Raw genomic sequence first — 15,677 nt, 5'->3', positions numbered from 1 at the left:
AGTTAGTCAAATTGAATCTGGAAAGAGTGTTTTAAACCTTTAAAAGCTTCTAAGTTAGCTTGCAAAGATCCCACAGCTAAATCTGCTTTAATTTTTAAAGGAATTTTATTGTCGTCTGCACTTACCCACAAGGTCAAACTCTCTTGTTCTTTAAAAACACGACCGGCCATTACATAGGGTCTAAATTTTAATGTTTTTACTTTACCAAATTCGGTTTGAATGGTTTCTCTTCCTAAAAATTTTAGTTTAAAGTTATAGTTTTCTTCATCAAAAAACATATTGAGCGTTACGATATCTCCCTCTCTAATACTTTCTGTATCATAATTATTACGCAGGTAATAAAAGGCTGAGACCATATCTTGGACATCCTTTTCAGTCGCTACTGTCTTTTGTGTTTTGTGTTTTTTATTTTCTACTAATGCTTGTTGCTTTTCATGATCAAAAGCAATTTCAATATCTTTAGTGTGACCTCCTTCATCAATTTTTCTAATAAACTTATAAGGCATTCCAGTCTCTTTGTCAATATAGCTTTCGTATCTGTCTTTTACTTTAAAGAACCACTTAATGGCTCCAGTGGTCCAACCTTTGCCAACCACGTGATAAACAGGCCTTCCATTTAAATTAGATTCTTTAACTTCGAGTGTTGCATTTCCTGCTTTCAGAAAATTACTATAACTCATTTCGAACTTGAACCATTCTCCTCCTTGAAACGCAGATTTTTCTTGTGCAAAAGCTATTTGCATTCCAAACACAAGACTTATTATAAATAGTATATTTTTCATATGATGCATAATTGTAAAGTAACTTCTAGAGTCACATATTATTCTTTACTAGGGAGAATTACAATTACTGTTCCAAAAATAAAAAAAAACTTGAGACCTTAGTAAATATACCTGTTATACTTGTGTTAGAATTTGACTAAAATTTTATTTCGAGCAAAACCGAGGAATCTTTTGTATTGTTGCTACAGAAAATTTATCGGTTTTGCTCGAAATGACACATGACATCATCAATAAAGTTTACAAGGTTCCGCGTTTAGCCTGTTCACGTTCTATAGATTCAAATAACGCTTTAAAGTTCCCTGCACCAAACCCTTGAGCTCCCATTCGTTGAATAATTTCGAAAAATAATGTTGGTCTGTCTTCAACTGGTTTCGTAAAAATTTGTAATAAATACCCTTCTTCATCGGCATCAACGAGAATTGATAACTTTTGAAGTTCTTTGATATCTTCTTTCATCATGTCCATATGAACTCCTAAACGTCTTGGAATATCATCATAATACGCTTGCGGAGGAGGAGGCAAAAATTCAACACCACGAGCTCTTAACTGAGCTACAGTTGTAATGATATCATCTGTAGCAACTGCGATATGTTGCACTCCTGAATCTTCATAAAAATCTAAGTACTCTTCAATTTGAGATTTTTTAGCAGCTTTTGCTGGTTCATTGATAGGAAATTTAATTCGGCCATTACCATTACTCATCACTTTACTCATAAGCGCAGAATATTCGGTATGGATTTGTTTATCATCGAAGGATAAGAAATTCACAAATCCCATCACATCTTCATACCATTTTACCCAAGTATTCATTTGTCCCCAACCAACATTACCAACCATATGGTCAATGTACTTTAAACCAACTGGTTCTGGATTATAATCTGACTCCCATTTCGTAAATCCAGGCATGAATGTTCCTGTATAATTTTTACGTTCTACAAACATGTGAACTGTTTCGCCATAGGTATAAATTCCGGCTCTTACGACTTCGCCGAATTCGTCTTTTTCAACGGTTGGCTCCATATATGATTTTGCACCTCTTTTTGTTGTTTCTTCATATGATTTTCTAGCATCATCTACCCAAAGCGCAACGACTTTCACTCCATCGCCATGTTTTACAATGTGATCATTAATAGGAGATTTACTATTGAGAGGTGTTGTTAAAACCAATCGGATTTTATCTTGTTTCAACACATAACTCACAGAATCTTTAGAACCTGTTTCTAACCCTTTATACGCATAGGATTGAAACCCAAATGCTGTTTTATAAAAATGTGCCGATTGTTTTGCGTTTCCTACATAGAACTCTACGTAGTCTGTTCCTAGGAGTGGTAAAAAATCTTGAGCGCCTTCAAAGATTTTTTCCAATCCGTAATTGACGCTTTTTACTTCTTTTGCCATAATAATATTGTTGATTTGTTTATTCGTTTATTTGTTATGAAGTTTTAGCCCTGATTGCAACGACATCCTTTTTTGTTTTTCTCAAAAAAGATATAGTGGAAAGCAGGAAATAGCTCCTGATTATTATTGAAAATCTACTCTAACCAAGATTTATAATACGTCTCGTCTGCTATCTTCATTGCTTCTTCAGTGACCATTAACGGTTTAAATGTATCGACCATAACGGCTAACTCTTCGGTTTTGACCTTACCAATACTGCGCTCTGTAGCTCCAGGATGCGGACCATGAGGAATGCCAGCTGGATGCAGTGAAATATGTCCTGCTTCGATATCGTTACGACTCATAAAATCGCCATCTACATAATACAACACCTCATCACTATCGATATTACTATGGTTGTAAGGTGCTGGAATACTTTCCGGATGATAGTCATACAAACGTGGTACAAAACTACAGATTACAAACGCATCCGTTTCGAAAGTTTGGTGTATAGGTGGTGGTAAATGGATTCGTCCTGTTATGGGTTCGAAGTCATGAATAGAAAACGCATAAGGGTAATTATAGCCATCATAACCTACAACATCAAAAGGATGCGACGCATAAACCATTTCAAAAATTTCGTCTTGTTTTTTTACTTTCATTAAAAAGTCACCTGACTCATTGTTGGTTTCTAATTCTTGTGGCTGACGAAAATCACGTTCACAAAATGGGGAATGTTCTAATAATTGACCAAACCAATTTCTATATCTTTTTGGTGTATACACTGGACGTCTTGATTCTACAATAAATAACCTATTATCTTCAGTATCAAAGTCTATTTTGTAGATAATTCCTCTGGGAATTACCAAATAATCTCCATATTTAAAATCGAGATTACCCAAATGTGTTCTTAATTTCCCTGTTCCTTTGTGAACAAAAATGACCTCATCAGCATCAGAGTTTTTATAGAAATACTCTTTTGTAGATTGTTTTGGTGCCGATAAAATAATCGTGCAATCACTATTCGTAAGTACCGCTTTTCTACTGTCGAGATAATCGTTTTCTGGTTGTACTTGAAATCCTCTCAATCGGTAAGATTGAATGCTGTTTTTTTTAGCAATTTTAGGTGCAACGCTGTATTGTTTTATGATCTCTTTTACTTGAGTTGGTCGTTGTTCGTGATAGGAGTTTGTTGACATTCCATCAAACCCAATGGTTCCGAAAAGTTGCTCATAATACAAGCTCCCATCTTCTTTTCTAAATTGTATATGTCGCTTATGTGGAATTTTTCCAAGCTTATGATAAAAAGGCATTTTGTTTTAATTTAAAAGTTGATGTTTTTATACATTGAAATGTATAAGCTAAAGTGTTTTAAAGATACAAAAATGCTGCTTTATTCAGGATTTCTTTTAATAAGAAATTGAAGATGAGATAATAAATCGTTGAATATGAGATTTAGCATAGTTCAAATATCGTGAAATTCTGGATATTTTAAAACCAAAATCCGATATTAAAGTACCAGATACCTTTACTGCGTTCTGGTGAATAGGAGTACTTGGCTTCAACTGGTCCTAGAAAGGTATCTATGCCATAACCGATAGCGTAACCTCTGTAGTCTGGGAGTGTGAACCACTCACCACTATCAAAAATATCATTATCTACATTAGCCCAATTACCTTCTAAGGTTACATGATGCTTTTTAAAAATTTCGTAATCGGCTGATGCAGATGCTTTGACGTAACTATTTCCAGTTAAAGAAATAAAATCGTAACCATAAAAAGGAATGAAATTATTAATAAAATTATTTCCGTAACCTCCTAAAGCAAAATCAAGTGTATTCGTAGAATTCTCTCCTAATTTAAAACCACCTTCTGTTTTTAAGTTAAATGCCAATTTATCTGAAACACTAAAGGCATAACCCATATCGGCCTTTACAATTGAAAAAGGATTAAATTCGGTATTAAATCGAGATGATAACAAATACCAGTGCATATCACCATTAAAATACACCCCTTTTTTTGGAAAATATTTATTGTCGTACATATCTAACTTTAAGGTTCCAAAAACACTTCCATAATCAGTACTTTCAAATAAGAACTCATCATTTTGATTGTTCACAGTAATGGTTTCAGACTTTATTTTAAGTCGTTTATGCTCTGCGCCAATGCTCAATGAAAAGTCTTTTCGAAATAAGGTTTGTATATATAATTGATTGGTTTGATCTTGCAGTTCAATATCAATTTTGTTCAGTTCAGAGCCAAAAGTATTGAAATCTACATTTAATAATTCAGCATTTACATTTTTGCGAAATTGATTGTATCTTGATGTAAGTCCGATACTCCAATAAAATCCTTTGTCGATAAAATATTCAAAATTATAGCGCACATTATCTCCTAAAATAATATCTAAGGACGCTACATCATTATCAAATAGTAGTCTTTTTTTAGTCAGATTAACTAACGCAGCACTTTTGTACAGATCATCATAATGCAATCCTAATTTTAAAAATGTGGTAATTTCGTTTTCTGTTAATGTGGCATAAAAGTCATATCCTTCTTTGTTTTCTGACTTTTTAAATTGATATGTAAATGCATCAAAATTATTAGTTGCGATAAGGTTATTGACGCCTCTATTAAAATCCTCATAGCTTACTTTGGTATCATCTTTAAATTTCAACTTACCTATAACGTAAGATCTTGTGTATCTTTTATTGCCTTTAATTGTAATTAAATTTATTTTAATACTATCTGTAGGCGTTTCATTACTAAGAGAACGCGTTGGATACCTTGTTTCTCGTTTAGGTAACTTATTTAAGTTTTCAATGTTTTTTAATGCTGCTTGCTTTCCGTTTTCAATAATCTTTTTACCCTCACTAAATGACACAACTGTAAAATCTTTAATGTCAGGATGAATGTATATATCTGTCATTTTAGATTTCAACTTCATATCATTAATTGTTCTAAAATTATTTATTTGAAGCAACACATCTGGAGCAGATGTTAACTCACCTCTATCTCTCAGGTCATCTTGTACGTCAACACCAATAATAACATCCATTCCTTTAGCCTTGATTTCATGTATTGGGTAGTTATTAATCACGCCTCCATCAACTAACAACTGATTATCAATCAAAACAGGTTGAAATAATGACGGAAATGCTCCACTAGCTGTTACTGCTTGCGGCAAATTCCCAGAATCTAAGACCACAGCTTCGCCATTTTCGATGTTTGTTGCAATGCAAAAAAACGGAATTGGCAATTGATCAAACTGTTCTATATCACTAACATGCAAAGTGAGTTTAGATAATAAGTTAAACACATTTTGACCTCTAGAAAGCGCTGAAGGTAGCTTAACTTTAAATTTATCAAAAGGAAGGTTTACAGCATATTTTTCGTCGTTATCGCGTTCATAAAAGGTTTTTGCAGATCTTGGTAATTCATCACTAATAACTTTATCAAAATCTAAACCTTTAAAAATAGAATCCAGTTGTTTTCCTGAATATCCAGACGCGTATAATGAGCCAATAATTGCTCCCATACTTGTACCTGCAATGTAATCGATTTTAACCCCAAGACTATCTATTACTTTTAATACACCAATATGCGCAAATCCTTTAGCTCCTCCTCCACTCAACACCAAGCCTACTTTAGGAGTTTTGGTGTCACCGTTGTCTTGCGCAAGTGATGAAAAAGATAATCCTATAACTAATATAATGATAAGAAGTTGCTTCATTTTGATTGATAATGGGCTTTTATTTTTTTTGCTTTAGAACCTCCAACGACACGCTCTAAGTCTTTTTCATTAGCTTCGGCAATTCGCTTAACAGATTTGAATACTTTCATTAAAGCCACTACAGTTTGTTCTCCAATTCCTGGAATGGTTTCCAGTTCAGTAGTTAAAGCGTTTTTACTTCGCCTGTTTCTATGATGCTCAATTCCGAAGCGATGTGCTTCATTTCTTAGCTGTTGAATTATCTTAAGCGTTTCACTTTTCTTGTCTAAATATAAAGGAATTGGATCATCTGGATAAAATAACTCTTCCAAACGCTTCGCAATTCCGATGATTGCAATTTTATTCCGAAGATTTAAAGCATCCAAGCTTTTTAAAGCCGAAGACAGCTGTCCTTTACCTCCATCAATAATAATTAACTGCGGTAATGGTTGTTCTTCATCCAGTAAGCGTTTATATCTTCTGTAAACCACTTCTTCCATAGATGCGAAATCATCTGGACCTTCAACGGTTTTAATATTGAAATGACGATAGTCCTTTTTGCTTGGTTTTCCATCTTTAAAAACTACACAAGCTGCGACAGGATGTGTACCCTGAATGTTTGAATTATCGAAACATTCTATATGTCGAGGTTCTTCAGAAAGTCGTAAATCTTGTTTCATTTGAGCCATAATTCGATTGGCATGACGATCTGGATCTACAATTTTCACTTGTTTAAAGCGTTCTAATCTATAATATTTGGCGTTTCGAAGTGATAAGTCTAAAATTCTTTTTTTATCGCCTAACTTCGGAATTGTTACTTTGAGGTCTTCTCCTAAATCTACCTTAAAAGGCACATAAATTTCTTTAGAATTTGACGTGAAACGTTGTCTGATTTCAGTAATCGCTAATTCCAGCAATTGCTTATCAGTTTCGTCAAGTTTCTTTTTTATTTCAAGGGTATGCGACCTGATAATGCTTCCGTAGGACAATTGTAAAAAGTTCACATAACCAAAACCTTCGTCACTTGTAATTGAAAACACGTCAACATTACTAATCTTAGGGTTTACAATAGTAGATTTAGCCTGATAATTTTCAAGAATTTCAATCTTATCTTTAATACGTTGAGCGTCTTCAAAATGCATGTCCTGAGCTAATTGCTTCATCTGGGTTTTAAATTGTGACAACGAATCTTTAAAATTCCCTTTAATAATTTCTCTTATAGCTGTAATTTGGCGATTGTATTCATCTTCGCTTTGCAAGTCTTCGCATGGTCCTTTGCAATTCCCTAAATGATATTCAAGGCACACTCTGTATTTCCCAGATTGTATTTTTTCTTCGGAAAGATTAAAATTACAAGTTCTGAGAGGGTAAAGTCCTTTAATTAAATCCAGTAAAGTATGAACTGTTTTCATGCTTGTATAGGGCCCGAAATATTCTGAACCATCCTTAAACACACGTCTGGTAGGAAACACTCTTGGGAAGCGTTCTTTCTTAATACAAATCCAAGGATACGATTTGTCGTCTTTTAACATGACATTGTATCGAGGTTGGTATTTTTTTATCAGATTATTCTCAAGTAATAGTGCGTCTTTTTCTGTCTCTACAACAATGTGTTTAATAGTCGCAATTTTTTTTACAAGTACTCTGGTTTTACCATTCTCGTGTGTTTTTGTAAAATAGGAACTGACTCTTTTCTTGATGTTTTTAGCTTTACCAACATAAATTAATTTATCATCAGCATCATAATACTGGTAAACTCCAGGCTGTTGTGGCAAGGTTTTTATTTGTAATTCTAATGTGGGAATTTCCATTATTTCAAAGTTAGCATTTAGTATTTAATAGCTTCTTTATTTGATTAAAAAAATTGTCATAAAATTTCTTTTTTCTAATTCTCAATTGTTTACATTGCGCCTCTTTTTTAAAAACATAAATGACAAAAAAAATCATTGGACGAGTTGATATTGTTGACTTTCCTAAATTGAACTTAAAACAGGTTGCAGTAAAAATTGATACAGGTGCATATACCTCAGCAATTCACTGTTCTAATATCACAGAAAAAGACAATAAACTGATTTGTACTTTTGAAAGCAAAGGCCATCCAAACTTTAAAAGCGAAGATGTTATTTTTGAAAATTACACATTTACAGATGTAAAAAGCAGCAATGGGTATAAGGAAAATCGCTATAAAATTAAAACTGAAGTCATATTCTTTGGTAAAACTTATAAGATTAACTTAACTTTAAGCACTAGAGACGATATGAAATTTCCCGTATTAATCGGACGTCAGTTTTTAAGTAATAAATTTTTAGTAGACGTTAATATGGAAAACGTTTCTTTTAACAGCACACACGAATGAACATAGTCATTTTATCAAGGAATCCCCATTTATATTCAACTCAGCGTTTGGTTGAAGAAGGCAAATCAAGAGGTCATGAAGTAGAAGTTATCGACCCTCTTAAGTGTGATATTATTATTGAGAAAGAAAAACCAACCATCTACTATAAAGATCGCTATTTAGATTATGTCGATGCCATCATTCCTCGTATTGGATCCTCAGTAACCTTTTATGGTTGCGCAGTCGTTAGACAATTTGAAATGATGGGTGTTTTTACAATAGTAACTTCAGATGCCATTCAACGTTCAAGAGATAAATTAAGGAGTTTACAACGCCTGAGTAAAGCAGGAATTGGTATGCCAAAAACAGTGTTTACCAATTACTCTCGTGATGTTGAAGAAGTGATTGAGCATGTTGGAGGAACGCCTGTAATTATTAAACTTCTAGAAGGCACACAAGGTTTAGGTGTTGTTTTAGCCGAAACTAAAAATGCTGCAGAATCTGTACTTGAAGCCTTCAACGGACTTCAAGCGCGTGTCATTGTACAGGAATTTATTAAAGAAGCTAAAGGTGCAGATATTCGAGCTTTAATAGTTGACGGACAAGTGGTTGGTGCCATGAAGCGACAAGGAAAAGAAGGCGAGTTTCGATCTAACTTACATCGAGGAGGAAGTGCTAATATTATAAAACTGGATAGTGACGAATTAAAACTGGCAATGAACGCTTCTAAAGCATTAAAACTTCCTGTTTGTGGTGTTGACATGTTACAATCTGCACGTGGACCTTTACTTTTAGAAGTCAATTCAACTCCAGGTCTAGAAGGCATTGAAGGTGCAACAGGGAAAAATATAGCAAGAGCAATTATCACATTTATTGAACGAAACCGCACATAGATGAGTGCTAAAGATGTCTTAGAAATTTTAGGTGAAAAAGTTGCTCTGGGAAAAAGTGCAACTGTAAGTTTTAATGTTGCTAAGCTTCATACGCAAAATACAATTGATGTTCCCATTATTATAGAACGCTCAAAAAAACCTGGTCCAACAGTTTTAATTACAGCTGGTATTCATGGCGACGAAGTTAATGGTGTAGAAATCGTAAGACAACTTATTGCTAAAGGTATTAACAAACCTAAAAAAGGCACTATTATTTGTGTGCCAGTTATAAATGTATTCGGATTTATTCATTTAGATCGCGAATTTCCTGATGGTCGTGATTTGAATCGCGTGTTTCCTGGCATAAAAGGTGGATCTTTAGCGAGTCGAGTGGCCTTTAAATTGGTGACAGAAGTTTTACCTCATGCCGATTTGGTTATGGATTTTCATACTGGAGGAGCAGATCGTTTTAATGCAGCACAAGTACGCATTATAAAAGGCGAGAAAAACCTAAAAGAACTCGCTAAAATTTTTGGTGCTCCCTTTGTATTGTACTCTAAAAACCTCAATAAATCATTCAGAAAAACTTGTTATAGACTTGGCATTCCCATATTACTTTTTGAAGGAGGAAAATCGTTTAATATTGATACTAATATCACCAATACAGGAGTCAATGGCGCAAAACGAATATTACATCACTTAGGAATGCTTAATAGTAAATTTAAAGTGTCGCAACCCAAAAAACCCTGTGTTTTTATTTCTGAAAGTAAATGGATTCGTGCCAGTTATTCTGGAATGTTTAAATCTACAGTACGTATTAATTCATATGTCACTAAAGGCGATGTTATTGGAAACATTACTGATCCTTATGGAAGTTTTAATCATTTTGTAAAAGCACCAAACGGTGGTTACATCTTTAATATTAACGAATCTCCAATCATTTATCAAGGTGATGCTATTTTTCATATTTCAACAGTTTTAAAAAATGACTAAAGCTGAATTACGAAGGACATATAAAGTATTACGCCAGCAACTTTCCGAAAATCAGGTTGAAGATTTAAGTTTAAGCATTGCAAATCAACTACTTACTTTGCCAATCTGGAATTTCAATTTTTACCATATTTTTTTATCAATCACAGAACAAAAGGAAGTGAATACTGATTACATCCTAAATATTCTCTCTGGGAAAGACAAGCACATTGTGATTTCAAAAAGCAACTTTTCAACTTTAGAAATGTCTCATTTTTTGTTGGCTGACAATACAGTAATCAAAAAAAACGCGTTACATATTCCTGAACCTATTGATGGTATTTCTATTGGTTCAAATCAAATTGAAGTTGTTTTTATTCCTTTATTAGCTTTTGACAAATCAGGACATCGCGTGGGTTACGGAAAAGGATTTTACGATAATTTTTTAAAGGATTGTAATCCGGAAACCTTAAAAATTGGCTTATCCTTTTTTGAAGCTGAAGAAGAAATTACTGATGTTTTTGAAGGTGATATACAATTAGATTATTGTGTTACACCTGAAGAGATATATAGCTTTTAATCTAAAGAAGTTTCTGTTTCTTTTACTTTTTCTTCATTATTAAATGCTCTTCTGTTGAAGAAAATTAAAATCCCAATTCCTGTGCTAATTGCCATATCTGCAATATTAAAAACAGGTTCAAAAAATGTGAAATATTGTCCGCCAAAAAACGGAATCCAATCTGGTAGAACACCACTCCATAACGGAAAATGCAACATATCTACGACCTTTCCGTGAAATACAGCATCATATCCACCTTCAACAGGCAAAAACGATGCAACTTGCCCAGCACTAGAATCAAATAAGACACCATAAAACACCGAATCGATGATATTGCCAAGTGCGCCAGCTAAAATAAGCGACACGGCAAAAATTAGTGTTTTAGACTGTTTCTCTTTAATAGATTTATTTAGCCAGTAACCAATTCCAATAACGGCTAATATTCTAAAAATTGTCAAACAAACTTTAGCAGTTCTATCGGAAATAAAGGACACAATATCACTTATTTTAGTTCCCCAAGCCATCCCTTCATTTTCTACAAATAGAATTTGAAACCATGAAAACACCTCTACACTTTCGTTGAGCGCAAAATGCGTTTTAATGTAGAGTTTAGAAACTTGATCTACTATTAAAATAATTAAAATGAGAAGCGTCGCTTTTTTTAATGACATGTTGAGTTATTACAGGTGTAAAAATAAACCTTTTATTGAGTTTACAATTTTAGGAAAAAGAAAAACGTCTTATGAGATAAGACGTTTTTTATATACAACTAATACGAAGTTATTGCATGTTTTTTGCTTCAATACTCAATGTGGCATGAGGAACGAGTTTTAAACGCTCTTTATTAATGAGTTTTCCGGTAACACGACAAACACCATAGGTTTTGTTCTCAATTCTGATAATGGCATTTTTTAAATCTCTGATGAATTTTTCCTGACGAATTGCTAATTGAGAGTTTGCTTCTTTGCTCATGGTTTCACTACCTTCTTCAAAAGCTTTGAACGTAGGTGACGTATCATCTGTTCCATTGTTATGGTCGTTCATATAAGCACTTTTGATAAGTTCTAAATCATGTTCAGCTTTTTCAATCTTATCTAATAGCAAGGCTTTAAATTCTGCTAAATCTTTGTCTGAATATCTTACTGTGTTCTCTGTTGACATGGTTTTAAATTTTTTGTATAAACAATTTGGTATTTACATCATCAAAGGCAATTTCTATACCATCTTTTAGCTGTTCTAAAATTTCTAATTCGTCGGTAAGTGTTTCCGTTTTTATGTATTCTAAATTCTTGTTTATGGCATTAATAATTTGTTCATCTTTTTGAAACTGTACGGCTATTCTATCAGTGAGTTCAAAACCAGAATCCTTACGTAAATTTTGAATTCTGTTTACTAATTCTCTAGCAATACCTTCTTTTTGCAACTCTTCAGTTATGGTAACATCTAAAGCTACTGTTAATGGGCCCGAACTTGCTACAAGCCATCCTTCAATATCTTTTGATGTAATCTCAACATCTGATTGTTCTAAAGTAATGTTTTTTCCATTAATTTCAACGTCTAAACTACCATTTTGCTCGATATTTTTGATGTCTTCAGCTGAAAAATTATTAACAGCCTGAGCTACAGCTTTCATATCGGCTCCAAAACGAGGACCTAGAACTTTGAAATTTGGTTTAATTTGTTTCACCAATATATCGGAAGCATCTTCTAAAACCTCAACTTGTTTTACATTCACTTCAGACTTTATAAGGTCTGCAACAGCTAAAATCTCTGCCTTTTGCTCTTTAGAATCAATAGGAATCATGATTTTTTGTAGTGGCTGACGTACCTTAATTTTCTCTTTAGCTCTTAACGATAAAACCAGTGAAGAAATTGTTTGCGCACTTTCCATCTTACGCTCTAAAGACTTATCAACATAAGACGCATCAAACTTTGGAAATTCAGAAAGGTGAATACTCTCAAAAGCTTCTTTTTTGGTCACTGAATTTAAATCCATATACAAACGATCCATAAAGAATGGTGCAATTGGAGCTCCTAACTTGGCAATGGTTTCCATACAAGTATATAAAGTTTGATATGCTGAAATTTTATCAGACTGATAATCGCCTTTCCAGAAACGTCTTCTGCTTAAACGCACATACCAGTTACTCAAATAATCCTGAGTAAAATCTGAAATCGCTCTAGCGGCTTTTGTTGGTTCGTATTCCGCATAATACGCATCTACCTTCTGAATTAAAGTATGTAATTCTGATAAAATCCAACGGTCAATTTCAGGTCTATCCTTCAAAGGAATATCAGCTTCAGAATAGTTGAATTTATCTAAATTGGTATATAAAGTAAAGAACGAATAGGTGTTGTATAGTGTTCCGAAGAACTTACGTTTAACCTCTTCGATACCATCCAAATCAAATTTTAAATTATCCCAAGGATTGGCATTCATAATCATGTACCATCGCGTCGCATCTGCACCATAAGTGCCTAAAGTTTCGAAAGGATCGGTTGCATTGCCTAAACGCTTCGACATTTTTTGTCCGTTTTTATCTAATACCAAACCGTTAGACACGACATTTTTATAGGCTACAGAATCGAAAACCATCGTTGCAATGGCATGTAAAGTATAAAACCATCCACGTGTTTGATCAACACCTTCAGCTATAAAGTCGGCAGGAAACGATTTTCCTTCATCAATAAGTTCCTTGTTTTCAAAAGGATAATGCCATTGTGCATAAGGCATCGAACCAGAATCGAACCACACATCAATTAAATCGCTTTCACGCTTCATTGGCTGACCGTTTGGTGACACCAAAACAATCTCATCAACGATATTTTTATGCAAATCTATTTTAGCATAGTTTTCTTCGGAATTGTTTCCGATTTCAAAACTTTGGAAAATATCAGCTTTCATTATGCCTGCCTCAACGGCACGTTGCATTTCATTTTTCAGTTCTTCAACAGAACCAATACAGATTTCCTCTTTACCATCTTCAGTTCTCCAGATTGGTAATGGAATTCCCCAATATCTTGAACGCGATAAATTCCAGTCATTTGCATTTGCTAACCAGTTTCCGAATCGACCAGTACCTGTAGATTCTGGTTTCCAGTTTATGGTTTTATTAAGCTCATGCATGCGATCTTTAACATCAGTCACTTTAATAAACCAGGAATCTAACGGATAGTATAAAATTGGCTTATCCGTTCTCCAGCAATTTGGGTAACTGTGTTTATATTTTTCAACCTTAAAGGCTTTATTTTCTTCTTTTAATTTGATAGCCAATTCAACATCAACAGAACGCTCTGGAGCTTCGCCATCATTGTAATATTCGTTTTTAACATATTTGCCAGCAAACTCACCTAATTCTGGTCTAAAGCGACCTTGTAAATCAACTAAAGGCACTAAATTTCCATTGACATCTTTAACAAGTAAAGGCGGAACTTCTGGTGTTGCCTGTTTTGCAACCAAAGCATCATCTGCTCCAAACGTTGGTGCTGTATGAACAATTCCTGTACCATCTTCAGTCGTAACGAAATCTCCTGAAATCACTCTAAACGCATGTTCAGGATTGTCGTTTGGAAGTGCATAAGGTAATAATTGCTCGTAGGTAATTCCGACTAAATCTGCGCCTTTAAACTCTTTAACAACGAAGTAAGGAATCTTTTTATCACCAGAATTGTAAGCTAACAAGTCTGACTTTTCTTCCACAAATTTGAATTTACCATCAAATTGATAATTCACTAATTTCTTAGCTAATATCACATTCATGGGTTTGAATGTGTACTGATTATAAGTTTCGACCAAGACATAATCAATCTTAGGTCCAACCGTTAAGGCAGTATTACTTGGTAAAGTCCAAGGAGTCGTCGTCCAAGCTAAAAAGTAAATATCGCCTTCATTTTGTAAAAAATCAGGTAATGAATTTTCATTTGCCTTAAACTGAGCTACAACCGTTGTATCAGTCACATCTTGATAAGTTCCAGGTTGATTCAACTCATGAGAACTTAAACCAGTTCCTGCCTTTGGTGAATATGGCTGAATGGTATACCCTTTATACAGTAAACTCTTGTCATAAATTTGTTTAAGCAACCACCAAACGCTCTCCATGTATTTAGGATCGTAAGTAATGTATGGATCCTCCATATTTACCCAATAACCCATCTTTTGAGTGAGGTCGTTCCAGACATCAGTATAACGCATCACTGCTTTCCGACATGCAGCATTGTAATCTTCAACAGAGATTGTTTTTCCGATATCTTCTTTAGTGATTCCTAATTCTTTTTCTACGCCTAATTCAATAGGCAAACCATGTGTATCCCAACCGGCTTTTCTCTTTACCTGAAACCCTTTCATGGTTTTATAGCGAGGAAAAATATCTTTTATAGCACGTGCTAAAACATGATGCACTCCTGGTAATCCATTTGCTGAAGGTGGTCCTTCAAAAAACACAAATGGCTTATTACCTTCTCTGGTAGAAATACTTTTTTCAAAGATGTTATTCGCTTCCCAATAGTTTAGAATGTCTTCTGCTACTTTTGGCAAGTCAAGTCCTTTATATTCAGGAAATTTCATCGGATAGTTTTTAGTTTGTTATTATAGACAGATGTCAACTTTAATCGTAAATAAAATGCGAAATGCAAGTATCGTTAAACCAAAGTTTTAACGCTCATAATATCATTGTTCTAATCGAGTCGCGAAATTAATGAATTTTAGGAAAATTATAGGTGTATTCTATTAAAAATGAGAAAGCATTACTGGTAATAGAGCTATGTGATTTATATCATCTATTTTGACAATAAATCAGATCTTAAAAATCACAATCACAAATATGATTAATAAAGCCACTAAGGAAATGATTCTTTTTAAGTTTTTCATGAGGCTGAAAATAATTCAATAATAATAGTATAGACGCTTACAAACACCATTATAATTATACATAATAATGCTAGTATTGAAATGACCATTTTAGCTTTGTCCATGAGAAGAATACTAGTGAATCTCACAGTTTAGACACAAAAATGAGAACGAAGTCACATGACCTGCAATTAGATAGGTTTTTCTGAGATTTGACTAATAAAAA

The 15,677-nt window shown here is 33.8% G+C and carries 12 protein-coding genes; 4 read left to right on the top strand and 8 right to left on the bottom strand.

All coding sequences use genetic code 11. From position 1 onward, the window contains the following. Nucleotides 1-2 precede the first annotated feature (2 nt). The 5 genes from TD18_RS00330 to uvrC all read right to left on the bottom strand — a co-directional run bounded on the left by TD18_RS00330 (nt 3) and on the right by uvrC (nt 7,681). Nucleotides 3-782: a DUF3108 domain-containing protein gene (locus TD18_RS00330; RefSeq protein WP_040247884.1), complete on the bottom strand. Its 780-nt coding sequence runs from the start codon at nt 780-782 to the stop codon at nt 3-5. Nucleotides 783-1,019: 237 nt separating this feature from the next. Beyond that, nucleotides 1,020-2,180, bottom strand: coding sequence for a 4-hydroxyphenylpyruvate dioxygenase (hppD, locus tag TD18_RS00325; RefSeq protein ID WP_040246988.1), 1,161 nt, complete (start codon nt 2,178-2,180; stop codon nt 1,020-1,022). A 134-nt stretch (nt 2,181-2,314) separates the two neighbouring features. After that, on the bottom strand, nt 2,315-3,472 hold the full coding sequence (locus TD18_RS00320; RefSeq protein ID WP_040246986.1) for a homogentisate 1,2-dioxygenase: 1,158 nt from the start codon (nt 3,470-3,472) through the stop codon (nt 2,315-2,317). Nucleotides 3,473-3,650: 178 nt separating this feature from the next. Beyond that, nucleotides 3,651-5,891, bottom strand: a complete 2,241-nt coding sequence (locus tag TD18_RS00315) for a patatin-like phospholipase family protein (RefSeq protein ID WP_040246983.1) — start codon at nt 5,889-5,891, stop codon at nt 3,651-3,653. Continuing rightward, nucleotides 5,888-7,681 (bottom strand): excinuclease ABC subunit UvrC, encoded by a 1,794-nt coding sequence (gene uvrC / locus TD18_RS00310; RefSeq protein ID WP_040246979.1) that lies wholly within the window; start codon nt 7,679-7,681, stop codon nt 5,888-5,890. The genes TD18_RS00315 and uvrC overlap by 4 nt, the downstream gene beginning before the upstream one ends. 119 nt (nt 7,682-7,800) lie before the next feature. Here uvrC and TD18_RS00305 point away from each other — a divergent pair, with 119 nt between their 5' ends. Genes TD18_RS00305 through TD18_RS00290 form a run of 4 tightly spaced genes read left to right on the top strand, consistent with a single transcriptional unit; the run spans nt 7,801 to nt 10,626 of the window. After that, on the top strand, nt 7,801-8,226 hold the full coding sequence (locus TD18_RS00305; protein ID WP_040246978.1) for an ATP-dependent zinc protease family protein: 426 nt from the start codon (nt 7,801-7,803) through the stop codon (nt 8,224-8,226). Continuing rightward, nucleotides 8,223-9,098, top strand: coding sequence for a 30S ribosomal protein S6--L-glutamate ligase (rimK, locus tag TD18_RS00300; RefSeq protein ID WP_040246975.1), 876 nt, complete (start codon nt 8,223-8,225; stop codon nt 9,096-9,098). The genes TD18_RS00305 and rimK overlap by 4 nt, the downstream gene beginning before the upstream one ends. Then, nucleotides 9,099-10,070 (top strand): succinylglutamate desuccinylase/aspartoacylase family protein, encoded by a 972-nt coding sequence (locus TD18_RS00295; protein ID WP_040246973.1) that lies wholly within the window; start codon nt 9,099-9,101, stop codon nt 10,068-10,070. Further along, on the top strand, nt 10,063-10,626 hold the full coding sequence (locus TD18_RS00290; RefSeq protein ID WP_040246971.1) for a 5-formyltetrahydrofolate cyclo-ligase: 564 nt from the start codon (nt 10,063-10,065) through the stop codon (nt 10,624-10,626). Before TD18_RS00295 ends, TD18_RS00290 begins: the two co-directional genes overlap by 8 nt. Here TD18_RS00290 and TD18_RS00285 read toward each other — a convergent pair. The 3 genes from TD18_RS00285 to ileS form a co-directional block, all read right to left on the bottom strand. Beyond that, complete coding sequence (locus tag TD18_RS00285; RefSeq protein ID WP_040246968.1) at nt 10,623-11,276, bottom strand: lipoprotein signal peptidase; 654 nt, start codon at nt 11,274-11,276, stop codon at nt 10,623-10,625. The genes TD18_RS00290 and TD18_RS00285 overlap by 4 nt on opposite strands. A gap of 109 nt (nt 11,277-11,385) precedes the next feature. Next, the gene (locus TD18_RS00280; RefSeq protein WP_040246966.1) at nt 11,386-11,766 is read right to left on the bottom strand and encodes a TraR/DksA family transcriptional regulator; all 381 of its coding nucleotides are present in this window, start codon (nt 11,764-11,766) and stop codon (nt 11,386-11,388) included. Nucleotides 11,767-11,770: 4 nt separating this feature from the next. Beyond that, nucleotides 11,771-15,169, bottom strand: coding sequence for an isoleucine--tRNA ligase (gene ileS / locus TD18_RS00275; protein ID WP_040246963.1), 3,399 nt, complete (start codon nt 15,167-15,169; stop codon nt 11,771-11,773). Between the last annotated feature and the right edge of the window lie 508 nt (nt 15,170-15,677).

This window comes from Psychroserpens mesophilus (assembly GCF_000826645.1).
Taxonomy (GTDB): domain Bacteria; phylum Bacteroidota; class Bacteroidia; order Flavobacteriales; family Flavobacteriaceae; genus Psychroserpens; species Psychroserpens mesophilus.
Note: the sequence above shows the minus strand (reverse complement) of the source record. Positions and strands in the feature narration are given on the sequence as shown.